Raw genomic sequence first — 24,149 nt, forward strand, 5'->3', positions numbered from 1 at the left:
TCAATATTCTTAATAATAACCCTACTCACTGCAACTAAACAGCTAATTAGTATGCTATTATATGATCAGATGGTAATAAGCCTTTTAAAAGGAAAAAAAGTGAAAGACATAGTGATATCAAACAGCAGCATTTCTGGTTTATATCTAACAAGTAATTTAATAGTCATTATCAATGATAACGACATTGCACATAACTTTTTGTGACGGTTTTTTTGTCATATATTTGTAGATATAAATTACTGTGACTATAGCTGTAATAACAGTCCAGATTTTAGGAGAAAAAATCTTAGAAGTCAAAGCTGCACTGTAATAGTTCCAGTGACAAAGAAATCACTGGCATTGTGCTAGTGTTGTAACTTTTATATCCAACAAATTATAGCTATAGCTTAGGATTACAATTATAAGCGTTAAAATCCATGTAAAACTGTCTTTTTTGCGAGTTTACAATCAAAGCAATTAATATTTAAATTTGTTCAAAATCACCAGATTAGTTGATAAAATGTAGTATTATTATAACTAAATTCCAAAAACTAAAATGTTTAATCAAGGCTGGTATAAAAAAGCTAAATATATTAAGAGTCAGAACTTTAATCAACGGGCTAATAAAAATGATATTAGCCTGGTTGTGATACATTGCATAAGTCTACCTGAAGGACAATACGATAATTGCAATGTTGAGAAATTATTTACCAATCAATTAGATTGTAGTTTGCACCCCAGTTTTACAAGCCTTAAAGGTGTTAAGGTTTCTGCTCATTTCTATATAAAACGCGATGGTGAAATTGTGCAGTTCGTTTCAGTTAATGATAGAGCATGGCATGCAGGGATAAGCGAATTTCAAGGTAGACAAGGATGTAATGACTTTTCCGTAGGAATTGAGCTACAGGGTACTGATAAAACAGTTTATACTGAGCAACAATATCTTAGTTTGAATAGACTGCTAAAAGATCTTAAAAAGGCATATCCAGGATTAGTAAATATTACTGGTCATCAAGATATCGCGCCACAGAGGAAAACTGATCCAGGTAAGTGTTTTGAGTGGACTAAGGTTATGTGGTAAGAATTCTAGTATGAATTGATAATAAATTACTATGATTTAAAAGTAAGTAAAAAGAGCTTATTATTCGACTTCTGCTCTATCACCATAGTTCTCAAGCCAATCACGGCGATCTTTCGCTCTTTTTTTAGCTAAAAGCATATCTAAAATTTCAGCATCATCATATACATCAGATATAGTAAGTTGTAAAAGTCTCCTTGATGATACATCCATTGCTGATTCACGCAGTTGTGTAGGGTTCATCTCACCAAGACCTTTAAAACGCATGATATTTATCTTGCCTGTTAGTTTGGAATTTTGAGCTAAGATAGTTTCTTTTTCATTTTCATCAAGAGCATAGAAAGTGCTTTTGCCAATATCAATTCTAAACAAAGGAGGTTGAGCTATATAAATATGACCATGCTCAATAAGTTTTCTAAAATGTTTTAAGAACATTGCACACAGTAGTGTTGCGATATGTAATCCATCAGAGTCGGCATCTGCAAGGATACATATTTTATTATATCTTAGACCGGAAATGTTATCACTATTAGGATCAACACCAATTGCTGTAGCGATGTTATGGATTTCTTGAGAGTTCATGATAGTATCAGCATCTAGTTCCCAACTATTAAGAATCTTACCCTTAAGAGGTAATACGGCCTGAAAGTTTTTATCACGAGCTTGCTTTGCTGAGCCTCCAGCTGAATCTCCCTCAACAATAAAAAGTTCAGTTGAATTAATATCAGAGCTAATACAGTCGGTAAGCTTACCTGGTAAACGAATAGAAGTATTCATTATGCGTTTACGCGTAGTTTTTTTGTCTGTGTTAATTCTCTTTTGTGCAACTTTACTAATATTTTCAACAATTTGACGCGCCTCATCAAGATTCTGGTTTAGCCATATAGTCAGTAAATCTCTCACAGCAGTAGCGACAAAAGTAGTAACATCTTTATTAGAAAGTTTCTCTTTGGTTTGACCAGCAAATTGAGGATTTGTAATTTTTACAGATATTACATAGTTTAGCTGAGCAAAAGAGTCATTGGCAGTAATTTTGATATTTTTTACGCTAAGCGAGTTTTTCTCAATATATGCCTTAATTGCATCGTAAACACCATTTTTAAGACCAGTAACATGTGTACCATCTTGAGGTGTCGGAATTAGGTTTACATAGCTATTTTTGATACTTTCAGTATGATCTTCACACCAGCAAAATACCGCATCTAAATAAGAGTAACCATTTGAAAAGTTATCAATTATAAATGGTTCAGCTGGGAGTGTTTCTCCAGCTAATTTATGATCAAGATAGCCTTTAAGTCCAGCTTCAAAATGCCATGTAAGCTTCTCTTTTTTTACTTCATTTGAATATTTTATTGTAAGAGCTTTGCAAAGTATCGCTTTTGCTTCAAGCAGATTCTCAAGGGTTTTAAAATTGACTTTGATATCATCAAAGTATTTTTTGTTTGGCCAAAACCTAATTTTTGTACCAGTATTTTTCTTACCAACATTATCAATAATTTCTAAATCTTTGGTTTTAAAACCATCCTCAAAGACTATATGATAAACATTGCCATCTCTTTTAATCTCTGCTTCAAGTTTAGTTGATAAAGCATTAACAATCGATACTCCAACCCCATGAAGACCACCAGAATGAGTATAGTTTTTGTTACTAAATTTACCACCAGAATGAAGCTTAGTCATAATAAGTTCAATACCAGATATTTTATGCTCAGGATGAATATCTACAGGCATGCCACGGCCATCATCTGCTACTTCGATACTGTTATCATCGTATAAAGTGATACTTATTTTGCTAGCAAATCCAGCAAGAACTTCATCAACGCTATTATCAATAATTTCTTGGATTAGATGATTTGGATTTTCTATATTAGTATACATTCCTGGCCTTTTCTTGACAGGGTCTAAACCAGTAAGAACTTCAATAGATTTGGCATTATAGCTTTGTATTGACAATTTTTAGATAGAGTGAAATTATATTATTTAATCTAGATTTTATCATATAATCATTTTAATTCTAAGCTTAACTAAGAATTAAAGCTTTATTTCTTGAGGAAGTAGCAACTATAAGGTAAAAATATCGTTAGACCAATAAGCGGTAAGATCACAAATGCAAAAGATAGCGTAAACTCACTACCTAGGCTGATCTGACTCATAATTGCTGTTGTTATTGAGGCTATGCCCATTTGCATAAAGCCCATTACAGATGAGGCAGCACCTGATGTGGTAGTGAAGTTTTCTAGTGCAATAGGTGTTAGTAAAGGCGTACTAAATGATATACCTATAAATGTCAGTGATAATATTGCAGTTAATGCTATCGATAATTCTAAGCCTGTGAGTTTTTTGAATGCGTAGATACATAGTATTCCTGAAATTAAAGTGCAAAACATACCGAAATTTGCAAGATGTTTGTATGCAATTAGATGGCTTAGTTTTGAGCAAACAAGAGATCCTAGTACAACGGCTGTAACCATTATCGTTAGTAAGTATAAAAAGTTAGATTTATCAAGTTTGAGAATATTGACAAATATATCTGGAGCTGTGATTAAACATGCGTATATCACACTGATATTTATTCCTAAAACAAAAGTGGCAAAGAAAAACTGATGATCTTTAAAAAGTAAAAAGTAGTTTTTTAAAAAGGACTTAAAAGTTAAAGCTTCAAAGTTTCTTTCTCTGATTGTTTCTGGAAAAAATATTGCTACTTTGATGAATAATAGACTAGCTGCAACTAACAATATCCAAAAAATCGATTTAGGACTAAGAAATACTCCAAGTACTGCGCCAAATGCTGGGGCTAGAGCAAAAGCTATATTCATAATAGCAAATACTGCACCTTGCTCTTTAACTTTGAAAGCATCTTTGACGGCAACTGTAGCAATAATACCACCAGCTGCAGCACCAAAGCCTTGTATAATTCTGGCATATATCAAAGTATTGATATGGTTATTTAATATACATATTATTGAACTAATTATGACTAAGCACAATCCTACTAACATTACAGGTTTGCGACCAAACCTATCAGAAAATGGTCCATATAATAGCTGACTAATCGAGTAGCCAAGTAAATATGAGGTAATAGTAAGTTGTACATGGGGATAGTCGGTACCTAAAATTGTTTTTAGCTCAGGTAAGGCTGGAGCATAAATAGTATCACCAAATGGTCCTAGAGATACCATGAGGATTAAGATAAATATTGATGGTCTGATGCCTTTATACATTAGCTAGGTTTACCTTTACTAAAATCACCAATTATTATAGTAGCATGGATGCCTTTTGGTTTAGTTTCTGTTGTTTGTGTGGTTTTAGCTACTACAGTACTTGTTGCTTTAGCATGTTTGTCTTGCTCAAGCGGGTAAATTTGCGCAATACTCTTACCTTTGTCAACATGATAATCACTTAGTATACTATCATAGATAACTTTACCGCTATAAGCATCAATTAAGTATATAGTTCCATTATCAGCTTCAATAACAATTCCTTTTTCGGTTGGGACTAACTGTCCGGAAATACCATAATCAAAAATATCACTTTTAGGAGTTAACTTATATCTGCCAAGATACTCACCATTTAATGAGTTAAAAAAATGTAGATAACCTTGGTAGTCAGCAACAACTATTAAGCCTTTATAATAAACTGGTGCAGTTATTTTACGCCATTTTAGAATATCTTGAGTCCAGACAGTATCACCAGTTTGTATATCATAAGCTTTTAGCTCACTATTATCTTGAGTGGTAAAAATAACCCCATTGTTAATTGCCATATTATTGATAATAGAGGCTTTTTTAGCCCAAAGCATTTTACCATTATCTTTATCTAAAGCAACTATAGCTCCTTGGTAAGCAGCAAAAATAAGATAGTGATCATATAACATTGGGTTAGAGGTGATGTCTACCATTTTATCAGTAGGTGATGAGCCGTGAGAAATCGCTATCGGTATATTGATGGTTCTATCACCACTTTTTATAGTAAAGCCTAAAACTGCACCAAAAGCATTACCAACCATTACGGTATTATTAAGAACTATAGGTGATGAGTTACTAGGTAATGTAATTTCAGGAATATTATTTGAAACACTCCATTCTTTAGAACCATTTCTTGCATCAAATGCTGAAACTGAGCCATCATGAGTTTGTAAATAAATTGAATTATCATAAATTGTTGGCTGGGAAAAAATACTGCTTGGAGCGTCTGTACGCCATAGAGTTTGGCCATCTTTACCATCTATAGCAGTCAATGTTCCTTTTATAGAGCCAAAAATAACAGCATTTGCTATAGTATTTGGTTGTGCTGATAGATTTGTACCAGTATCATTTTTCCAGATTATTTTGCCATTAGTAATTGCTAAACCATATGCCATACCATTTTGGTTAGGGACAAATATAGCATCATTTGCATAAGAAGGAGCAACATTGTAATTTGCTAACCCAGCATTACCATTTCCTGTTTTTCTCTTCCATATAACTTTTACATAAGTTTCTCTAGGAGGTTTCTTAGCTAATGGCGTAGGAGGTGGGACATTACTCTTAGAACAACTAGCTGCTAATACAGATAACAGTAAAGGAGCCATAATAAATAATAGTTTTTTCATGACTAGTTAGTATTGTTTATAAGTTGACTAATGATCTGTTTAAATTGACCAGAGCTATTAGTATCTTGTAAAGCTTTTTGCCAAGCTTCAATGGCTTTTGTTTTATCTTTTTTCTCGCTATATGCTTGTCCTAATAACATCAAAGGATAGGCATTATTAAAAGATTTGATATTTTGAAGCGTTTTAATAGCTTGATCAGGTTGATTTGTTAATATGTACAGTCGAGCAAGCCTTACTTTGCTAATATCTATAAGGCTATCTTTAGGGTTATTTTCTATACTTTGTTGTAGTACTACTATAGCTTTTATTAGATTAGTAACATTTACATTGAAGTTTTTTGTATCTAGTTTCGTTGTTGTAGTATATAGGTCAGCTAGTTGCCAACTTGCGAATATACCAAAGCTAGTATTTGGATAGTTGTTAATTACTTGCTCAAATTTATAGATTTTTGTCTCAAAAGGTGATTTTGGATTTTCATTAGTTATTAGTGCCTTTTGATACATTGTTGCTGCTTCGAGCATTTTTTTATCATTGCTAGAGTTGTAAAACTGTAAAATTATCGCGCAAATTATTGCAACTATGATTATTCCAGCTACCATATACAAAGCTTGAGTTTGTTTCTTTGATAAGTTTTTCATATTCGTAAAGTCTACAAAATTATTGAGTTTACAGTAAACATATAACATCTTAACATAAAATTTATCAACGTTGTAAGTTTATTAATCAGATTAGAATGTAATGTCTTAATCTTTTGTGTTAAAATATGTTTTTGTTTTTTTTAGGTTATTTTATTAGATTTAAATAATATTTGAATATGGCATTAATATCTTTAGCAATTGATTATAAAAAGTCCCCAATAGAAGTTCGTAGTGAGTTTGCACTCTCTGGTTTAGATGTATCTATGCTGTATAGATCAATACTCGCTATAGATGATGTTGCACATGCTGTAATCTTATCTACTTGTAACCGCACCGAAGTGTACCTTGAAATATCTGATCTAAGAGTGGTAGATGATGTTTTGGTATGGTGGCAAGGCTATGTTAGAAATCCTAATTACAAAATAAAAGATTATTTTAAGCTAAGACAAGGTACAGAAGTAATTATGCACCTTATGAAATTGGCTTGTGGTTTAGAATCAATGGTTTTAGGTGAACCACAAATATTAGGACAAGTTAAAGACTCTTACACTCTTAGTAAAAAAAATCATGCTACCGGTAAAGAACTAGATAGGGTTTTTCAGAAAGTTTTTGCAACTGCTAAAAGAGTACGCAGTGAAACTAGAATTGGTCATTGTCCAGTTTCAGTTGCATTCTCAGCAATCACTTTGTCTAAGAGACAACTAGATAATATTTCTAGTAAAAATGTCCTCATCATTGGTGCTGGTCAAACAGGAGAGCTTTTGTTTCGTCATGTTACAGCGCTTGCTCCTAAGCAGATAATGTTAGCAAACCGTACTATCGAGAAAGCACGCAAGATTACTACTGCTTTTAGAAATGCTAGTGCTCATTACTTATCAGAACTACCACGATTGATCAAAAAAGCTGACATTATAATTTCTGCAGTGAATGTTTCAGAATATATTGTTACATGCAAAGATGTTGGTGATAAACCTAGAGTTTTTATTGATATATCAATACCACAAGCTTTAGATCCTAAATTAGGCGAGTTAGAGCAAAATGTCTATTATTGTGTTGATGATATTAATGCAGTTATTGAAGATAACAAAGATAAAAGAAAACATGAGAGCTATAAAGCACATAAAATTATTGTAAAATCTCTTGAGGAATATCTTGAAAAAGAAAAAGCTATTATCTCAAATAGCGCGATTAAAGAACTTTTTCAAAAGGCTGATGTCTTGGTTGATCTATCACTAGAGAAAAGCTTAGCTAAAATAAGAAATGGTAAAGATGCCGAAGAGATAATTAAAAGATTTGCCTATGAAATTAAAAAGAAAGTTTTACACAACCCTGTTGTAGGAATGAAAGAAGCTTCTAAACAGGGTAGAAGTGACTGTATTGTATGTATGAAACGTATGTTTGGTTTAAATGTGGAAAAATAAATGAAAGATTCTATTAAAGCAAAATTGCAAAGTTTGATAGAAAGGCATGAGGAAGTTAGTTCCTTATTAAGTTATGCAGAGATTATCTCTGATCAAAATAAGTTTAGAGACTTATCAAAAGAGTACTCTCATCTTGAGCCAATTGTAAAGGCTTTTAAAGAGTATTCTCGAGCTTTAGAAGATAAAAAAGCCGCTTATGAAATGCTTAATGAAAAAAACGCTGAGCTTATTGAGATGGTAAAAGAAGAGTTAAAGTTAGCTAATGAGGCTATTGAAAAACTTGAGAGTGAATTACAAATACTTCTTTTACCTCGTGATCCTAATGATGATGCTAACGTTTTCCTAGAGATTAGAGCTGGGACTGGTGGTGATGAGGCTTCGATATTTTCAGGTGATTTGTTTAAGATGTATTCAAAGTATGCTGAGCAAAGAGGCTGGAAGATTGAGGTAATATCAGCTAGTGAAGGTGAACATGGTGGTTACAAGGAAATTATCTCAAGAATATATGGTGATGGTGTGTATTCACAGTTGAAGTTTGAATCTGGCGCTCATAGAGTACAAAGAGTTCCTGCCACAGAGTCACAAGGTAGAATCCATACTTCAGCATGTACTGTTGCAGTTATGCCTGAGGCTGATGAAGTTGAGGGAATTGATATTAACCCGGCAGATCTAAAAATTGATACATTTAGAGCATCTGGTGCTGGTGGACAGCATGTTAACAAAACTGACTCAGCAATTAGGATTACCCATATCCCAACTGGAGTGGTTGTCGAGTGTCAAGATCAACGCTCTCAACATAAAAACCGTGCAGCAGCAATGTCTATGCTTAAATCAAAACTTCTACAAGCTGAAATTTATAGACAGCAAAAAGAGCAGTCTGATACACGTAAGAGCCTAGTAGGTAGTGGTGATAGATCAGAGAGAATTAGAACTTATAATTACCCTCAAGGTAGAGTTACCGATCATCGTATAAATTTAACTATTTATAAGCTTGATGAGGTTATGGAGGGTAGTCTAGACAGTATTATACAACCACTAATTATAGAGCATCAAGCGGATCTTTTAGCAACTATGTCTGATGAGTAATATTACAATCTCTCAATTACTAGCAACTAGACTAGCTAATTTTAATCAATCAGATATAATAAAGCATGAGTTACAAATGATTATTTGTGATGCTTTATGTGTTGATAAAACATATATTTATCTAAATTCAGATAGGCAACTTGACAGTAGTATAGTTAAACTAATAGATGCTAAAATATCGCGGCTTCTAGCTGGTGAGCCATTCGCTTATATTCTTGGTTATAAGTATTTTTGGAATCAAAAACTTTATGTAACTAAAAATACGCTTATACCACGTGCTGATACTGAAGTATTGGTATCTACAGTTTTAGATGACATAGTTGATAAAAATGCTGATATTAAAATACTTGATCTTGGCACTGGTACAGGAGCAATAGCGTTAGCTTTAGCAGCTGAACTAGAAAATAGTCAAGTTGTTGCGGTTGATCTGTATCGGCAGACCCTTGATATTGCTAAAAACAATGCTCGAGCAAATAATATTACTAATGTCAAATTTATCCAGAGTAGTTGGTATACAAGCCTTGACGATGGTAAATTTGATATTATAGTTTCAAATCCTCCATATCTAGATTTGGCTGATAAAAACATTGATCAAAGCGTCAAAGACTATGAACCTGCAGAGGCTTTATTTGCCAAATGTAATGGTTTAGCAGATATTAAGATAATTATATCTCAAGCAAATAACTTTCTAAAACAAGATGGTTGTGTTTATATAGAGCATGGTTTCACTCAGGCAAATGCTGTTGCAGCGTTATTTTCAAAATATAATTTTACTGATATTAATACAATTAAAGATTTAAATAATAACTATAGATGTACTAAGGCTCGACTTAGCTATTTATGATAGGGATGACCTTCTAGTATTGTATAGGCTCTGTAGAGTTGTTCGGCAATAATAATACGCACTAAAGGGTGAGGAAAAGTCATTTTTGATATTGATATTTTCTCTTTTGCAATTTCTTTAACACTTTGGTCAATACCGTTAGGACTACCAATTAGAATCACAACATTTGGATTATTAAATTTCCAGTTTTGCATTTTCTCTGCTAACTCTTCTGTTGAGATGATTTTAGAATTAACATCAAGTATCACCAAGTGATCAGAATGATTGAGTTTACCAATAATTGTTTTAGCTTCTTTTTTCATCCATAGTTTAGGATTACCAGTTTTGGACCGTTTAGTTATTGGCAGTTCGATTAACTCAAGAGGTATTGATTTACTTAAACGTTTCTTATATTCATCATAGCCATCACTAACCCATTTAGGTGGTTTTTCTCCAAGTGTGATTATTTTAATTTTCATGGTTTACCTTGTAAAGCACAAAAGGTTTTCTTTTGATAATTCTGGATTAAATTGGTAACCTGCTACATTAAAGTTTTTGATATCACTAATATCTTCGATTCTATTTTTAAGAATAAATCTAGCTATTAAGCCACGAGCTTTTTTGGCATGGATTCCAATAGTCTTATATGTGCCTGCTTTATTCTCTTTAAAGTCAATATCTAACCATTTAGCATCTAAAGATTTTTTATCTATGGCTTGAGAGTACTCATTAGAGGCAAGGTTTATCAAAATTTTATTTTGCTGTTGGCTAAAATACTCATTTAATTTAGTTGTGATTTTATCTTGCCAATACTTATGTAGGATTTTGCCTTCGATTTTAATGTTTGTGCCCATTTCGAGTCTATAAGCTTGTATTAAATCAAGAGGGCGAATCAATCCATATAGACCAGATAGCATTAATAAATGACTTTGTGAATACTCTATGGTTTTACTATTTAACGTATCTGCTTCTAGTCCTTTATATACATCACCATTAAAAGTAAATATTGCAGCTTTTGCATTTGAGTTATCATATTTATTAGGATCAAAGTTGTTGTGTTTAGCAAATACTTCTCCAGCTAATTTAGTGCTAATTTTCATTAGTTTTTCTATTTCTTCAACTTCGTAATGCTTTAGAGTGTTTATAAGTTTTGTTATTTGTTCCTTAAATATTGGCTGCGTGAATTTATAGTCTGTTTTTATCGGCTCAAAATTTTGGCTTTTAGCTGGTGATATTATTACTATAATCATTTTAGTTAATTGTGTATTTGTTACTAACACAATGATACCAATTTATCTTAAATAATGGAATTTGCTTTGATAACTTGTAATTTCTAGCTATATCTAGTATCATATACATTGCTGACTTGGTTTCCACGCAATGATAGATTGCGAACCCCGCCAGGTCCGGAAGGAAGCAACGGTAGCTTTTGATTCATGTGCCGTGTCAAAGATAAGTCAGCACTTCAGAAATTTTATAGTTATTTCAATTCAGCATGTCTAACTCTTAACAATTATAATAATTATCATATTAAAAATAAATCCAAGTAGAAATTAATCTAAAGTTAGTTTATCTCATTAGTATTTGTTTATTTTTTTTGATTATAAATCCATGCCAGCCATTAATAATGGATGATTTTTGGCGATCAAGTATAAATTTTTATAATAATACTGTTTGTTCTAATGTCATATAATGATTATTTTTACTGGACAGGTAGAATTTCTGCTCAGATTCAGATTTATTTGCTTTTAAATAGAAGTTATCCATGTTTGATATATCTTATAGACTTGATAAATGCTTTCGCCATGACTGTATTGATTGTTTACTTATATAAATCTATTATTAAAAATCGTGAGAGTATATTATCAAAAAATTTATTGTATATATATCTTTATTTTATTATGTATTTTAAGTACAACTGGATTTATAAAATGCTATATGGAAAACTGCTGGCATACAATATTTATGGGAAATGAGTTTATTAGTTTATTGTTTTATAATTCTTTATGTGAGAGATAATTTTTCTCCAATAAAAAGCATACCATTAGCTATAAATAATTGGCTTGTATAAATTTTTATGGTTATTTTTTACTAATTTCTTTTGCTAGTAGTATTACTCTTTTATATATCTTATAGTTGGATTTTATAACTATAAAAGGATTTAATGAAGTAGGATAATTAAGAACTCAGGAAAAATATTAGCTTAAAGCCATTGCCTTTGATAGACTTTGTTAGGGATGGTATATATTATTTTGAGCTTACTCCTGATCCTAATGGATGGTATAACAAAGAATTTACTAATTACTATAGTTTTGATTCAGTTAAATTAAAGTAATCATAATATCTTAAAATGTTTTTTTATAATTAATTTATTACAGATTCAACTTTTTTATACTTTCTTTATAAAAGCTTATTTCTGTAAAATTTTAAAATAGCAAAAGTCACTAGTTATTTATAAATAAAACTTATTAATATATTAAAATTTATATATTTAAAGTTGATGAGGTAGTCATGCATAATAAATGTTATGATTTGATAAATAACAAAGGTAATTTAAAAATGAGAAAAGTAACTTTATCACTTAAAATAATCGTATTTTTAGTAACACTAAGTTCAGCAAATGGGCTACATGAGCTAGGTCATTTTTCTAGTGCTAATTTTCCAAGAGCTGAATTGAATTTAGCATATTAGAATATCAGTGGCACACCCAGAGGGACTTGAACCCCCGCCTCCGCCTCCGGAGGGCGACGCTCTATCCAGTTAAGCTATGGATGCTTGTATCAAGTTATTTACCTATGGATAAAATTAAAGTATATCTTATCGAAGGTATAATTATACATAAAAGCATATATAAGGTAAAAAATAACAAAGCCAATATCAACTACAAGAGCTACTAATAAGTTCATATTGAGTATATAAGCTACCAAAGGGATTGTAACTACAAGTAATCCCAGTTCAAAAAGCAAAGTGTGTAAACCACGAATAATAATTTTTCGCTTTGAACGGCACATACCAAATTTTATTTCTATGATATCAAAAATATAGTTATATATGAAATTCCATAACATTGCTATTAGTGAAATTATAATAGCTAAGCTTGAGATATGAAATATATCTTGATGTAAAATAAACATAGCAAAAGGTGTAAATATCACAATGCCAAAAAATTCAAATCCTATTGTATGGATTATTCGAGCTAAAAAGCTCATATTTTTTTTACACTCGTTTATACTCCTAGTTATATAAAGCTTAATTATTATGTACTTTTATTGCAATTGTTTTTTATTTGAATTTGAAAGTTTCTCTATAAATATTGATTAGACACTAAGAATTTAAGTTTACAATAATTTTAGATTAGAGAATTTATTTGACAAAAAAATAAAAAATTTCCTTGAAAAATTTTTTTTTGACTCAATATCTAAGCTTGCAAGAACTTAGAACTATGGTATTGTTCTAAGATGTACACAAATTAAAACGTTTAAACAAGAAGTTAATTTAATAAAGGAGTAAGATTGTTATGAACATTCGTCCATTACAAGATAGAATATTAGTTCGTCGTGCAGAAGAAGAAACAAAATCTGCAGGTGGAATTATCTTAACTGGCAGTGCTCAAGAGAAACCTAGTCAAGGTGAAGTTATCGCTGTTGGCAATGGTAAAAAACTAGATAATGGCTCTACACTACCCATGGATGTAAAAGTTGGTGATAAAGTGCTATTTGGTAAATACTCTGGTAGTGAAGTAAAAGTTGGTGATGAAACTCTCCTGATGATGAGAGAAGAAGATATTATGGGTATTATTGTATAATCAAAGAATCTTACAAATTTTAGAGGAGAAATTAAAATGGCTGCAAAACAAGTTTTATTTTCAGATGAAGCTCGTACAAAAATGCTAGATGGTGTTAATACATTAGCAAATGCTGTAAAAGTTACTTTAGGTCCAAAAGGTCGTAACGTTGTTTTAGATAAAGCATTTGGTGCACCAGCTATAACAAAAGATGGTGTATCTGTTGCTAAAGAAATCGAGCTAGAAGATAAGTTTGAGAATATGGGTGCTCAGATAGTTAAGGAAGTAGCTTCAAAAACTGCTGATGTTGCTGGTGATGGTACTACTACAGCTACTGTACTTGCTCAATCATTATTAACAGAAGGTCTAAAAGCTGTTGCTGCAGGTATGAATCCTATGGATCTAAAAAGAGGCATCGATAAAGCAACTGCTAAGCTAGTTGAAGAACTAAAAGTACTTTCTAAGCCATGTTCAGATCCAAAATCAATTGAGCAGGTTGGTACTATCTCTGCTAACTCTGATGCTACTGTTGGTAAACTTATCGCTGATGCAATGGCAAAAGTTGGTAAAGAAGGTGTAATTACTGTTGAAGAAGGTAAAGGTTTTGAAGATGAGCTTGATGTTGTTGAAGGTATGCAATTTGATAGAGGTTATCTATCTCCGTATTTTGCAACAAATCAAGAGAATATGACTACTGATTTAGAGAATCCATATATTTTAATAGTTGATAAGAAGATCTCTAATATCCGTGATCTGTTACCAGTATTAGAAGGTGTTTCTAAATCTGGTAGAGCATTACTAATAATTGCTGAAGATGTAGAAAGCGAAGCTTTAGCTACTTTAGTTGTTAATAACATGAGAGGTGTAGTTAAAGTATGTGCTGTTAAAGCTCCTGGCTTTGGTGATAGAAGAAAAGCTATGCTAGAAGATATTGCTATCTTAACTGGTGCTACACTTGTATCTGAAGATCTAAGCATGAAGTTAGAAGAGACTAAAATGGAGCATTTAGGTACAGCTAGTAGAGTACAAGTAACAAAAGATAATACAACAATCATTGATGGTGCTGGTGAAAAAGCAGCTATCGCTAAACGAGTAAATGTAATCAAAGCAAATATTGCTGAAGCTAGTTCTGATTATGATCGTGAGAAGCTACAAGAGAGACTAGCTAAACTTTCTGGCGGTGTTGCTGTTATCAAAGTAGGTGCTGTTACAGAAGCTGAGATGAAAGAGAAAAAGGATCGTGTCGATGATGCTTTACACGCTACTCGTGCAGCTGTAGAAGAAGGTATCGTTGCTGGTGGAGGTGTTGCTTTAATTAGAGCACAGAAAGCATTAGATGGATTAACAGGTGAAAATAATGATCAAAACCATGGTATAGCTTTACTTAGAAAGGCGATAGAAGCTCCGTTAAGACAGATCGTGCAAAATGCTGGTGGAGAATCTTCTGTAGTTGTTAATAAAGTTAAAGCTAATCAAGGCAACTATGGTTATAATGCAGCTAATGATACTTATGGAGATATGGTTGAAATGGGTATCTTAGATCCTACTAAAGTTACTCGCTCAGCTTTACAACATGCTGCTTCAATTGCTGGTCTAATGATCACAACAGAGGCGATGGTTGGTGAAATCAAAGAAGCTGCTCCAGCTATGCCTATGGGCGGTAGTATGGGTGGTATGCCTGGCATGATGTAAAATCTAGTTATATTCCTTCTAAAACTTAAAATACTTTTCTAAATTCTTTATTATTCCCTATAATACCTTTATCAAATTTTAAGATAAAGGTTCACTATATGGATATCTAATCAATATAAAGTTCTAGGTTTAAAAGATGTTATAATCATGGCTATCACAGCTAATTTTGGTATTCGCTCGATATCTCTAGTATCTTGCTTTGGTAGCTTCAGTAATATTCTTTTGGATACTTGGTGCTGTAATGTTTTTCTTACCTTTGGTCATAATCGCAGTTTAGTTATCCAGAAAAAAATTCTGATTATGGATGTATTTACTCATAGACCGTCAGAGCCTTAGAGCAAAAGGCAGGTTTTATGGCAGCGTGGTTATTTTACTAGGTAAATACAATATTTTATTATCCAGCTGTATTTTTAGCTATTAACTTTGCATATTTCATAGGTTGGCCTAACTTGGTTAATAATCACTATTTATATAATGATAGTTGTTTTAGTGGCTTTTAGGTTAATTACAGTGATTAGTTTTTATGGTTTGAAAGCTATATTAAATACCTTGTTGATATTGGTGGTGTCTTAGGTTCATTTTTGCCTGTTATAGCAATTATTGTTCTAGGTTTCATAGTATATTTAATCGTATGTAAAAGTGATACAGATTTTTTTTGCTAATATCATCCCACACAATAATATTTGGCATAACCTATCAACACTAACTATTATAATGTTTGCAATGGGAGGTAGAAATTATTCTAACTTTTGCTAATTCAGTCAAAAATACTAAGAAAAACCTATATTATGGTCTAATGTTTTCTGCATTTATTTTGTTGGGGTTGTATATATTTAGGATAATTTCCTTTAATCTTGTCGCATCACCTAACACGATAAATAGTGCTTCAGGATTGATTGAGTCTTTTGGAATAATTGGTCATAGATTTGGTTGGGATTGGTTCCCAAGATTAATGTTTTTTACTGACGTTTGCAGAACTGGCTGCTGTGAGTATTTGGCTCTTATCCCCAGTAGTAATGTTCTTTAAATGTACACCTAAAGTAATATTGTTAGAGTGGTTACTCAAAACTAACAAATATGATTCTCCTAAAAATGCTTTAGTATTTATGGGAGTGTTAGTAATAGCTATTGTATTACTAACAAACTTTTTACCATCAGTAAATTTGATGTATTAAGCTTTAATAATTATGGCTATAGTACTTTATTTTATACCTTACTTATATCTATAGTTGCTTACATCAAGCTTATTGATAGTGCTTACAAATATTTACTGGGATTTTTTGTGTTTACATCGACATCACTTGGAATTATATTTAGTTTTCAGCAATCTAGCGATTTTTTATGTATGAATTTGAATTAATTTCTCGGACCTGCGATCTTTATTATTTATTGGTTGGTTATTATATAAATTCAAGCGATAATCAAAAGGTAGCTTCGCTAGTATCTATTAAGAAAATTATCTAGAATATGTGTTGGTAGTATCTTTTTAAAAGATGCCATAATCCAAGTCGCTTTTGTAATATAGTATCTTGGTTTTGGTTTGTCGTAATTTATTATTTTTCAACAACTTATTGCAACTCTGAAATGGCAGGTTCATTAAATGGAACTTTTTTTGTGTTGGCATGCAAGTATTTTTTTATATTGCTGTTTATATACTGAAGAGTTATAATCAACATTAGTAATTGTTTAAATAGAGTTTTTTCTAAACTTGCTAGTAATAAGGTCCTGTGTTTAGACTAGTTATAAAAATATTAGAGTCTCTTAGTTCTAGACGTATGGTATCTATTAGACCTTCAATAGCATTACACTTGCATTGTATGCGCCTGTGTAATCTAAATATATTTGTTTCAAATTGTTGTTTGAAAAATTTAGTGTCAATATCTTCTAAAGCACCAGCCTGACTATATCTAGCATTATTAAATACTACATTCTAAAGTACCACCAGTTTTATTTAAAATATCAACTAAAGCATTATCTATGTGCTCATAGTTAGTTACATCTATAAGATAGGTCTCAAAACCTTTTGATTGAGTACTTCAACATCTTTTTGTTGTCTTGCTAAAGCAAAAACTCTATGACTTAAATTTTTAAGATGGATAGCTGTAACGTAGTCTATACACCATGAGAGTAACCAGTTATAAGGATTGTTTTGCTATTGCTTGACATAATGAAATTAATGTGTTTTATCTGCATATTGATTAGTTGAGGTTAAAATATTTACTATGTAAATTTATCTTATTTAAGATTTTCTAAAATATCTTCGAATTAATATATATAGCTAGTTGATTATAAAAATCTCATGCTGACCTTTATTTTTGCATCTTACGGTAACCAAAAAAGAATATTTGTATAACTTTTATAATGGATAGCTCTATACGAATCCTGTTATATACAAAAAACTTAAATTATCTTTTTGAATTTATCAAGAATCTTTTTGAAAAATCCCTTATCTTGAGTAGCAGTGTTTTGCTGCTGTAACTGTATTTGTCTGATTTGTTGTAGTTTTTCTTGAATCTTTATTTCAGCGCGATTGATTTGAGGTTTAGGTTCATCTATTACAGGTGGCTGGATATCTTGATTGTTAGTTTGTTGAGTTTGCTGTTGTTGATCTTTTATATCATCATCTAAATCAAGTTTGCTAGATTCAGGCATTCTCGGCTTAATAGAGAATTTATTTTCTGTTATGATATATATGTCATTTTCATTTTTTCTTATGAAACCATGATCTTTGAGTGCTCTACGATACTTATAGATTAAACTTTTAGATACACCAAAGCTATCTGCTAACTGAGCTGGACTGTAACCATGTTCAATTGCTTTTAGAATCGCTTTTTTTATTGCAAATTCTTTATCGGCAGGAATTTTCATACCACAAAATAGCACTTATAAATATTTAATTAATTATAGCCTAGCTTTGTTACTTATACAACTTGACCAGCAGCCCAACCAGAAGCCCAAGCCCACTGGGAATTGCAGCCACCGAGCCAACCGGTGACATCGACAACTTCACCAATAAAATAAAGTCATTTGACTTTATTTGTTTCTAGAGTTTTAGATGAAAGCTCGTCATAACTAACTCCACCAAGGGTGACTTCTGCAGTACAATAACCTTCTGTAGTTTGAGGATATATTAGCCATTGATGTATTCACTATTAATCTCATCGATTGCTAAATCACAGACTCTTTTTTCGAGAATACCACTATCGAAAAAAGTAGCTACGAAATTCTTAGGTAATAATTCTGATAGTGTGTTTTTTAGTGTAGCCTTTGTGCCTTGCTCTTTTTAAATGCTTAGAAAATCAGCAATATTGATATTAGGGGATAAATCAATCTTAATGCTTTCTCCAGAGTTCCAATACGAGGATATTTACAAAATTGCTGGACCACTTAAACCTTTATGAGTAAAAAGAATATTTTCACCAAAATTAGCTTGATGATTAGATACACGACAGAAGATTGAAATACCACGTAGTTGCTCAAATTTTTGTTGATCTTCTTAATTAAATATGAAAGGTACAAGTCCAGCGCGTTGTGGATTTACTTTTAGTCCAAATTCCTTGGCAATCTTATAACCAAAACCTGTAGCGCCAATCATTGGGATAGATAATCCACAAGTGATTGACAGCTATATTCATCTGTTTGTGTTGTAATATGAAATAAAGATACTTTTTAAATAATCTTATCAATAGTAGTATATAGTTGTATCTTAGCATCATACTTATCACATTCTCCTAAGAGCATATTCACGATATCTTTAGCTTTGTTATCACAGAAGAGTTGTCCTAAAGTCTTTTCATGAAATGGGATATTATAATAATTAACTAAGGATATAAAATCCCACTGTGTATACCTTGATAGTGCAAATAAAATGTGGATTATCAGCTAAATATCTATCAGCAGCGATATTATAGTTAGTAAAATTACAGCGTCCACCACCAGTTTTTTTGCAGCTTGTATAGAACACATAAGCCCAGCAGCATCCGTACCGATTATTATTACATTATAATTTTTTGCTGACATAAAATAAAGATTCTTTAGTTTATAACAGTATAACCCAACAATGATAAACATCAAAACTAGGTAAATAATATAATATCTGTAATGTTGCGAGCATAGTATAGCTTTGCATAAAAGAAGTTAAGCTAGTTATAATATTTACAAAGTACGTAATAGCTAAGGCAGTTCCTGATATATGTCAAAACATTGATATGCATTTTTTCATAGATAGAGGAAAAATTTAACCACACGTAAAATTTAAATAACTATAATAGTAGTTATAATAATCAAAGCTATATCATTAGTTGATAAGCTAATTACAAAAAAACTTATTGTTAATAAGGTGTAATCATATGTGTAAATATAAAAAAGATCCTCCCAATTGAAAAGTTACCTAATAACTTGTACCTAATTATTGGTGTTGGTAAAAAAACAAAACCTAAAAATATAGCAAGTTTTACAAAATAAGCGGTTGAATAACCCATTATATTTTGAATTAAGAAAAGGACCCAGGGTGTTATAGGTTATGATAAGTAAATAGGCAATTCCCATTGTGATACTTAAGGTCATAAACTTTTTATTGGTTATTACTTCAGTGATATCTTTTCTATTAATACTCAATTTTTATTGTTTCTTGTATATATAAAAACTAATATTGTCAATAAAGCTACAATTAGATTAAAGAAATAAAAACTAGATTTCCAACTAAAAGCATCTTGGAAAAGTCTCAAATTATTGGCCTTGCAATAGTCTCCAATCCCCATAGAAATCATATAGTAGATCTTAGTTTATAAGTTTATCATGAGGAAGTATATTTGAAAACACCTCTTGTCACAACACCTATTGATCCCATAAGAAATCCTTAAAAGAATCTTGAGCCTAAGCGTACGTATTCATTTGATATTAATATAGGTAGTGAGCTAGCTACTACAAATAGTACACATGTAGTAGTACCTTACGTCATAATGCATCTGTAATGATACCTACTATTTAATTTAGCCTATTTAAATATATATGAGGCATGACCATATTTGAAATAGATGCTGAAGTGTTTTAAGTGAAGTACTTATCCCAGGTAAGGATGGTGCAAAAAGATCTATACTCATACCAATAAGAATAGGGAATGAAAGTAAGACAAATATTCATATTTTATGATTATAATCATCATCATTTATAAAACTAGTTTTTTTAGTGTTAAATTTATTCTAAATGAAAAAGCTCTAAGAGTGTGATTTTAGTAGATTTTACTAGTGAATAAATAGTAGCTAGCATTTTATAAGATAATATGTTTTATTATGATTTAGTATTTACCTTGTTGAATCATAGCTTCTGCTACTTTTTCAAAACCAGCTAGATTTGCACCAGCAACTAAATTATAACCAAGGTTGTATTTACTACTAGCAAACTTACAAGCATGGAAAATGTTAGCCATAATTTGTTGAAGTTTAGATTCAACTTCTTCAGCTGTCCAAGATAATCTAGCTGAGTTTTGGCTCATTTCTAGACCAGAAACAGCAACACCACCTGCGTTAGCAGCTTTACCTGGAGCTAGAATTATACCTTTCTTAATTAAGAACTCAATTGCTTCATTAGTTGTTGGCATGTTAGATGCTTCAACAACATACTTAGCACCAGCATCAATAAGTTTTTGAGCATCTTTAACATCTATTTCATTTTGAGTAGCTGCAGGAATTGCGATATCTGCTTCTATACCCCAAGGTTTTTCACCTGCGTGCCAGCTTGCATTGAATTCTTTAGCATAGTCTTGCATTGTTTTTTCACCATTACGGATTTTTAGCAAGAATTCGATTTTCTCATCAGTTGTAATACCTTCATGGTCATGTACAAAACCTTTTGAACCAGAGATTGTAACAACTTTACCACCTAATTGAGCAACTTTCTTACATACGCCCCAAGCAACGTTACCGTAACCAGATGTTACTACAGTTTTACCTTTTAGAGTTTCACCATCATGCTTAAGCATCTCTTCTAAGAAGAATACTACACCATAACCAGTAGCTTCAGGACGTATTAAGCTACCCCCTGACTCTAGTGACTTACCAGTTAATACACCGTTCTCAAAACAAGCACGAATTCTTCTGTATTGACCATACATATAACCGATTTCTTTACCGCCAACACCAATATCGCCAGCTGGTACATCGATATCTGGACCAATATGACGTTGTAATTCCATCATAAAGCTTTGGCAGAAGTTCATTATCTCAGCGTCAGTTTTACCTTTAGGATCAAAGTCGGCACCACCTTTACCGCCACCCATAGGTAAAGTAGTTAGGCTGTTTTTGAAAATTTGCTCGAAGCCTAGGAATTTGATAATACCTGAGTATACACTTGGATGAAATCTAATCCCGCCTTTGAAAGGACCGATAGCGCCATTAAACTGATATCTGTAACCACGGTTTACTTGGATATTACCATCTCTATCAACCCATGGCACTCTGAAAGAAATACCTCTTTCAGGCTCAACTATACGCGCTAGAATATTTTCTTCGATATATTTAGGATTGTGTTCTAGAGCTGGTTTAAGCGTAGAAAATACTTCTTTTACAGCTTGTATGAATTCTTTTTCATGACCATCTCTTTTTTCTACTTGGGCAATTACGCTATCAATATACTTTTGAGCATTCATTTATGCATCTCCTTTATGATTTGAAATTTATTAGAATATATTTTCATATGTTTTATACAAGTCAACTTATGTAGTTATTATAAAGAAACTTATGAATAAATATCCTCTGCTTGTACAATTTTGCATTTAACCAAGCTAGTTTACAACTAACTTAGTTTAATTAATACGACTTTATAATAGTTTTTTTTGATTAAAAATCAAATAATTTAATTTTGTATATAAAATATTTTACAAAGTTGGTATTTATTATTGTCTTTAGACAATTAAGTATTTTCTCTGGTAAATAATATGATACAAACATGAGTATGTCTTTGGGTTTTAGTTTTATGAGTGTTGTTTAGAATCTATAAAAAGGAGTTGTGGATGTTAATTATTTTTAATCAATCTATTCACCACTGTATATAAATTGCCTAAAGTATATATAATTTTGAATCATCTTTAAAGTAATAACAAGAGCTAGAGGTTGGCCTTTATGAATTCTCAACAACAGCTTTAGACAAAATAGTTTAAGCTAAACAATTGATGGGATATCTGGTAAGGGATGACATGAATATTATCATACTTTACTAGAAATGGTGCAAACACTTGGAGAGTTATTAAACCAGCCATAGCTGTTGTGATTGGTAAAAGTGGTCTAGAATGGGCATATGCTTGTACCAAAATTTAGCAAAGGCGCTACTAAAGCAAGAAGGCGATAGCAGATCTTCAGCAGTAGTTTTTAGCTTAGGTAAAATTTTTGGTTTTGCTAATAGAACATCAGCTGACTGTATTTAAGTTAGAAACAGGCATAGAATGTATCGATGACAGTAAAATATTAAATCACATATATTAATAGCAAGCAAATTAGTGATAATAGATTGATGCTCAGCAGAAAATATGTTAAAGATTTCATTCTAATTAAATAAGGCATAGAAGTTTTGCACAATAAAAATCCAGCAGTATCAACAAAAGGCTCATTTATCTTTATGCATATCTGGAAGTCTGTAACAATTGGTACATAATGGTGTACAGCTATTGATGAATAGGATACTAGTGGATATGCAATTTAAAATGATTGGCAAGGGCATAAATTAATGAATAAATATATATTTTTTTGATAATACAAAATTAGTCAACTATATAGAATTCCCTTACAATACCTTGCTATATTTATGTGTATGTTAGGTTTTATACTTGGTTTATTTCCACCTAGCTTTTCACATGTTAAAAATGTCTTCCAGTACGCTATGATACTTGTGGTAGTGGATAATATAATTATTGCAATACCTCTTCGCTTATATGGATTTGGTTACATATAAAAAGAATTTTGTGATTCACAAAGTAAAAAAGATCATTTATATTTTTTTATTTTGTTATATAGTGATAATTAAATTCAAAACTATCCCTTTAATAGCTTTTTAAACAAGACCATACAAGCCTTTAAGGCTCAATAAAAGTTTATCAATTTTTTCAGATTTTAGAACACTAAAAGTATATTTTACTTGACTTAAATGAATCAATTATGAAGTGTAGACACTGCAATGCCTACGGCTTGATGACGTTAGAAAATTTAAAATTTCAACGTTAGAAAATTAATTTGATAAAATTTCAGCAGCTGCTTTGTTAAGATCTTTTACAGCATTTATATATATCTATAATTATTCTCTTTTTTTATCAGAAAACCAATAAGTACATATCCATCATGACCATATTTTACTTTAGTAGCACATTTAAGAGTTATGTTGTATTATTAACTATCTGCTTCTAAAACATACCACAGGCATTAGTATCTTATTTAGACGAAGTATATTTTGCCATAACATTGATTTTTGAAATTATGATTATCTTAGCATTCTAAGTATTTGATTCGAACTTCAGCAAAAACTCTTTTTTATCTAATCCACCATTATAACCACCAAGTTTACCGTTTGTACTTATTGCTCGGTGACAAGGGATAATTATTGGCAAAAGATTTTTACCATTTGCATTAGCTACAGTTCTAAAAGCTGTTGGTTTGCCAATTTCTCTAGCTTCTTCAAGATAGCTGATAGTCTCACCGTAAGGGATTTTTATTAATTGTTGCCAAACTTGTTTTTGAAAACTAGTACCTGTTAGTTGTAGTGGAATTGAGAAATCTCTTAGCTCTCTTTTAAAATATCTGTATAATTGATCTGCTGTTTGCATTGTTATGCTATTAGCTTTAAAAATTATATTTGCAGTATAAATTTTTAGCAACTTTTCTATTGAAAAGGTACTTGAATTACTGATAAAAAAACAAGCATATAAATAACTAGTATCAGCAATTGCAATTAGACTACCAATAGGCGTTTGTATTTCTTGAGCATAAAATATAGTTTTATAGGTATTTTTACTTAGCGCAGCTAAATAAATTTGATGAGTTTTTTTTAGCATGAGTATATTATGCCTTTAAA

The 24,149-nt window shown here is 31.4% G+C and carries 18 protein-coding genes, 1 tRNA gene, 1 other RNA gene and 6 pseudogenes; 11 read left to right on the forward strand and 15 right to left on the reverse strand.

Annotated elements, in window-relative coordinates; all coding sequences use genetic code 11:
• Nucleotides 1–87: 87 nt before the first annotated feature.
• A pseudogene (locus FSC845_RS09995) lies at nt 88–461 on the reverse strand (phosphatase PAP2 family protein); the annotation flags it as partial.
• Between the two features lie 74 nt (nt 462–535).
• Between FSC845_RS09995 and ampD the strand changes: the two are divergent.
• The gene (ampD, locus tag FSC845_RS03150) at nt 536–1,060 is read left to right on the forward strand and encodes a 1,6-anhydro-N-acetylmuramyl-L-alanine amidase AmpD (protein WP_064460698.1); all 525 of its coding nucleotides are present in this window, start codon (nt 536–538) and stop codon (nt 1,058–1,060) included.
• Between the two features lie 60 nt (nt 1,061–1,120).
• On the opposite strand, the gene parE is transcribed toward ampD, so the two are convergent.
• From parE to FSC845_RS03170, 4 genes are all read right to left on the reverse strand, one after another.
• On the reverse strand, nt 1,121–3,004 hold the full coding sequence (gene parE, locus FSC845_RS03155) for a DNA topoisomerase IV subunit B (protein WP_064461714.1): 1,884 nt from the start codon (nt 3,002–3,004) through the stop codon (nt 1,121–1,123).
• 92 nt (nt 3,005–3,096) lie between these two features.
• Nucleotides 3,097–4,278 carry a multidrug effflux MFS transporter gene (locus FSC845_RS03160; RefSeq protein ID WP_064460699.1) on the reverse strand — a complete coding sequence of 394 codons (1,182 nt, stop codon included), beginning with the start codon at nt 4,276–4,278 and terminating at the stop codon, nt 3,097–3,099.
• On the reverse strand, nt 4,278–5,648 hold the full coding sequence (bamB, locus tag FSC845_RS03165) for an outer membrane protein assembly factor BamB (RefSeq protein WP_064460700.1): 1,371 nt from the start codon (nt 5,646–5,648) through the stop codon (nt 4,278–4,280). The genes FSC845_RS03160 and bamB overlap by 1 nt, the downstream gene beginning before the upstream one ends.
• Before the next feature lie 2 nt (nt 5,649–5,650).
• On the reverse strand, nt 5,651–6,286 hold the full coding sequence (locus tag FSC845_RS03170) for a YfgM family protein (protein WP_064460701.1): 636 nt from the start codon (nt 6,284–6,286) through the stop codon (nt 5,651–5,653).
• A gap of 176 nt (nt 6,287–6,462) precedes the next feature.
• On the opposite strand from FSC845_RS03170, the gene FSC845_RS03175 reads away from it, so the two are divergent.
• Genes FSC845_RS03175 through prmC form a run of 3 tightly spaced genes read left to right on the forward strand, consistent with a single transcriptional unit; the run spans nt 6,463 to nt 9,637 of the window.
• Complete coding sequence (locus FSC845_RS03175) at nt 6,463–7,707, forward strand: glutamyl-tRNA reductase (RefSeq protein ID WP_064460702.1); 1,245 nt, start codon at nt 6,463–6,465, stop codon at nt 7,705–7,707.
• Nucleotides 7,708–8,793 (forward strand): peptide chain release factor 1, encoded by a 1,086-nt coding sequence (gene prfA, locus FSC845_RS03180; RefSeq protein WP_064460703.1) that lies wholly within the window; start codon nt 7,708–7,710, stop codon nt 8,791–8,793.
• Complete coding sequence (gene prmC, locus FSC845_RS03185; protein ID WP_064460704.1) at nt 8,786–9,637, forward strand: peptide chain release factor N(5)-glutamine methyltransferase; 852 nt, start codon at nt 8,786–8,788, stop codon at nt 9,635–9,637. The genes prfA and prmC overlap by 8 nt, the downstream gene beginning before the upstream one ends.
• On the opposite strand, the gene rlmH is transcribed toward prmC, so the two are convergent.
• Nucleotides 9,628–10,095 (reverse strand): 23S rRNA (pseudouridine(1915)-N(3))-methyltransferase RlmH, encoded by a 468-nt coding sequence (gene rlmH / locus FSC845_RS03190; protein ID WP_064460705.1) that lies wholly within the window; start codon nt 10,093–10,095, stop codon nt 9,628–9,630. The genes prmC and rlmH overlap by 10 nt on opposite strands.
• Before the next feature lie 3 nt (nt 10,096–10,098).
• A complete protein-coding gene (yaaA, locus tag FSC845_RS03195; RefSeq protein ID WP_064461716.1) occupies nt 10,099–10,863 on the reverse strand; it encodes a peroxide stress protein YaaA in 765 nt (254 codons plus the stop codon).
• Nucleotides 10,864–10,980: 117 nt separating this feature from the next.
• On the opposite strand from yaaA, the gene ffs reads away from it, so the two are divergent.
• Together ffs and FSC845_RS09385 are read left to right on the forward strand one after the other, a co-directional pair.
• Nucleotides 10,981–11,077: signal recognition particle sRNA small type (gene ffs / locus FSC845_RS03200), an RNA gene on the forward strand.
• Between the two features lie 1,098 nt (nt 11,078–12,175).
• Complete coding sequence (locus tag FSC845_RS09385; protein WP_257719641.1) at nt 12,176–12,307, forward strand: hypothetical protein; 132 nt, start codon at nt 12,176–12,178, stop codon at nt 12,305–12,307.
• Between the two features lie 8 nt (nt 12,308–12,315).
• On the opposite strand, the gene FSC845_RS03205 is transcribed toward FSC845_RS09385, so the two are convergent.
• Both FSC845_RS03205 and FSC845_RS03210 read right to left on the reverse strand, forming a co-directional pair.
• A tRNA-Arg gene (locus FSC845_RS03205) sits at nt 12,316–12,391 on the reverse strand.
• 14 nt (nt 12,392–12,405) lie between these two features.
• Nucleotides 12,406–12,825, reverse strand: a complete 420-nt coding sequence (locus FSC845_RS03210; RefSeq protein ID WP_064460706.1) for a PACE efflux transporter — start codon at nt 12,823–12,825, stop codon at nt 12,406–12,408.
• A gap of 308 nt (nt 12,826–13,133) precedes the next feature.
• On the opposite strand from FSC845_RS03210, the gene FSC845_RS03215 reads away from it, so the two are divergent.
• The 3 genes and pseudogenes from FSC845_RS03215 (at nt 13,134) to FSC845_RS08720 (ending at nt 16,513) form a co-directional block, all read left to right on the forward strand.
• Nucleotides 13,134–13,421 carry a co-chaperone GroES gene (locus tag FSC845_RS03215; RefSeq protein ID WP_064460707.1) on the forward strand — a complete coding sequence of 96 codons (288 nt, stop codon included), beginning with the start codon at nt 13,134–13,136 and terminating at the stop codon, nt 13,419–13,421.
• Nucleotides 13,422–13,457: 36 nt separating this feature from the next.
• Nucleotides 13,458–15,092, forward strand: coding sequence for a chaperonin GroEL (gene groL, locus FSC845_RS03220; RefSeq protein WP_064460708.1), 1,635 nt, complete (start codon nt 13,458–13,460; stop codon nt 15,090–15,092).
• A 147-nt stretch (nt 15,093–15,239) separates the two neighbouring features.
• A pseudogene (locus FSC845_RS08720) lies at nt 15,240–16,513 on the forward strand (APC family permease).
• Nucleotides 16,514–16,529: 16 nt separating this feature from the next.
• On the opposite strand, the pseudogene FSC845_RS10000 reads toward FSC845_RS08720, so the two are convergent.
• From FSC845_RS10000 to gdhA, 5 genes and pseudogenes are all read right to left on the reverse strand, one after another.
• A pseudogene (locus tag FSC845_RS10000) lies at nt 16,530–16,893 on the reverse strand (short-chain dehydrogenase); the annotation flags it as partial.
• 24 nt (nt 16,894–16,917) lie between these two features.
• Nucleotides 16,918–17,258 (reverse strand): annotated as a pseudogene (locus FSC845_RS10005) (SDR family NAD(P)-dependent oxidoreductase); the annotation flags it as partial.
• Between the two features lie 234 nt (nt 17,259–17,492).
• The gene (locus FSC845_RS03230) at nt 17,493–17,960 is read right to left on the reverse strand and encodes an FTL_1293 family small RNA FtrC-regulated protein (RefSeq protein ID WP_064460709.1); all 468 of its coding nucleotides are present in this window, start codon (nt 17,958–17,960) and stop codon (nt 17,493–17,495) included.
• Nucleotides 17,961–18,013: 53 nt separating this feature from the next.
• Nucleotides 18,014–19,112 (reverse strand): annotated as a pseudogene (locus tag FSC845_RS09615) (aminoacetone oxidase family FAD-binding enzyme).
• A gap of 1,276 nt (nt 19,113–20,388) precedes the next feature.
• The gene (gene gdhA, locus FSC845_RS03240; RefSeq protein ID WP_064460710.1) at nt 20,389–21,738 is read right to left on the reverse strand and encodes an NADP-specific glutamate dehydrogenase; all 1,350 of its coding nucleotides are present in this window, start codon (nt 21,736–21,738) and stop codon (nt 20,389–20,391) included.
• 639 nt (nt 21,739–22,377) lie between these two features.
• Between gdhA and FSC845_RS09390 the strand changes: the two genes are divergently transcribed.
• Together FSC845_RS09390 and FSC845_RS08740 are read left to right on the forward strand one after the other, a co-directional pair.
• Entirely contained in the window at nt 22,378–22,512 is a 135-nt protein-coding gene (locus FSC845_RS09390; RefSeq protein ID WP_257719642.1) for a hypothetical protein, read from the forward strand.
• 365 nt (nt 22,513–22,877) lie between these two features.
• Nucleotides 22,878–23,050 (forward strand): annotated as a pseudogene (locus FSC845_RS08740) (APC family permease); the annotation flags it as partial.
• A 521-nt stretch (nt 23,051–23,571) separates the two neighbouring features.
• Here FSC845_RS08740 and FSC845_RS03245 read toward each other — a convergent pair.
• Nucleotides 23,572–24,129, reverse strand: a complete 558-nt coding sequence (locus tag FSC845_RS03245; protein ID WP_064460711.1) for a methylated-DNA--[protein]-cysteine S-methyltransferase — start codon at nt 24,127–24,129, stop codon at nt 23,572–23,574.
• Nucleotides 24,130–24,149: the final 20 nt, after the last annotated feature.

The organism is Francisella persica ATCC VR-331 (genome assembly GCF_001653955.1).
In the GTDB taxonomy this organism is placed as follows: Bacteria; Pseudomonadota; Gammaproteobacteria; order Francisellales; family Francisellaceae; genus Francisella; species Francisella persica.

Coding starts and splice junctions, on each gene's coding strand:
- FSC845_RS03210 (WP_064460706.1), bottom strand. CDS start 12,825: ATGAGCTTTTTAGCTCGAATAATCCATACAATAGGATTTGAATTTTTT.
- FSC845_RS03215 (WP_064460707.1), top strand. CDS start 13,134: ATGAACATTCGTCCATTACAAGATAGAATATTAGTTCGTCGTGCAGAA.
- FSC845_RS03175 (WP_064460702.1), top strand. CDS start 6,463: ATGGCATTAATATCTTTAGCAATTGATTATAAAAAGTCCCCAATAGAA.
- FSC845_RS03245 (WP_064460711.1), bottom strand. CDS start 24,129: ATGCTAAAAAAAACTCATCAAATTTATTTAGCTGCGCTAAGTAAAAAT.
- prmC (WP_064460704.1), top strand. CDS start 8,786: ATGAGTAATATTACAATCTCTCAATTACTAGCAACTAGACTAGCTAAT.
- FSC845_RS03160 (WP_064460699.1), bottom strand. CDS start 4,278: ATGTATAAAGGCATCAGACCATCAATATTTATCTTAATCCTCATGGTA.
- prfA (WP_064460703.1), top strand. CDS start 7,708: ATGAAAGATTCTATTAAAGCAAAATTGCAAAGTTTGATAGAAAGGCAT.
- groL (WP_064460708.1), top strand. CDS start 13,458: ATGGCTGCAAAACAAGTTTTATTTTCAGATGAAGCTCGTACAAAAATG.
- rlmH (WP_064460705.1), bottom strand. CDS start 10,095: ATGAAAATTAAAATAATCACACTTGGAGAAAAACCACCTAAATGGGTT.
- FSC845_RS03230 (WP_064460709.1), bottom strand. CDS start 17,960: ATGAAAATTCCTGCCGATAAAGAATTTGCAATAAAAAAAGCGATTCTA.
- FSC845_RS09390 (WP_257719642.1), top strand. CDS start 22,378: ATGGGCATATGCTTGTACCAAAATTTAGCAAAGGCGCTACTAAAGCAA.
- gdhA (WP_064460710.1), bottom strand. CDS start 21,738: ATGAATGCTCAAAAGTATATTGATAGCGTAATTGCCCAAGTAGAAAAA.
- bamB (WP_064460700.1), bottom strand. CDS start 5,648: ATGAAAAAACTATTATTTATTATGGCTCCTTTACTGTTATCTGTATTA.
- ampD (WP_064460698.1), top strand. CDS start 536: ATGTTTAATCAAGGCTGGTATAAAAAAGCTAAATATATTAAGAGTCAG.
- FSC845_RS09385 (WP_257719641.1), top strand. CDS start 12,176: ATGAGAAAAGTAACTTTATCACTTAAAATAATCGTATTTTTAGTAACA.
- FSC845_RS03170 (WP_064460701.1), bottom strand. CDS start 6,286: ATGAAAAACTTATCAAAGAAACAAACTCAAGCTTTGTATATGGTAGCT.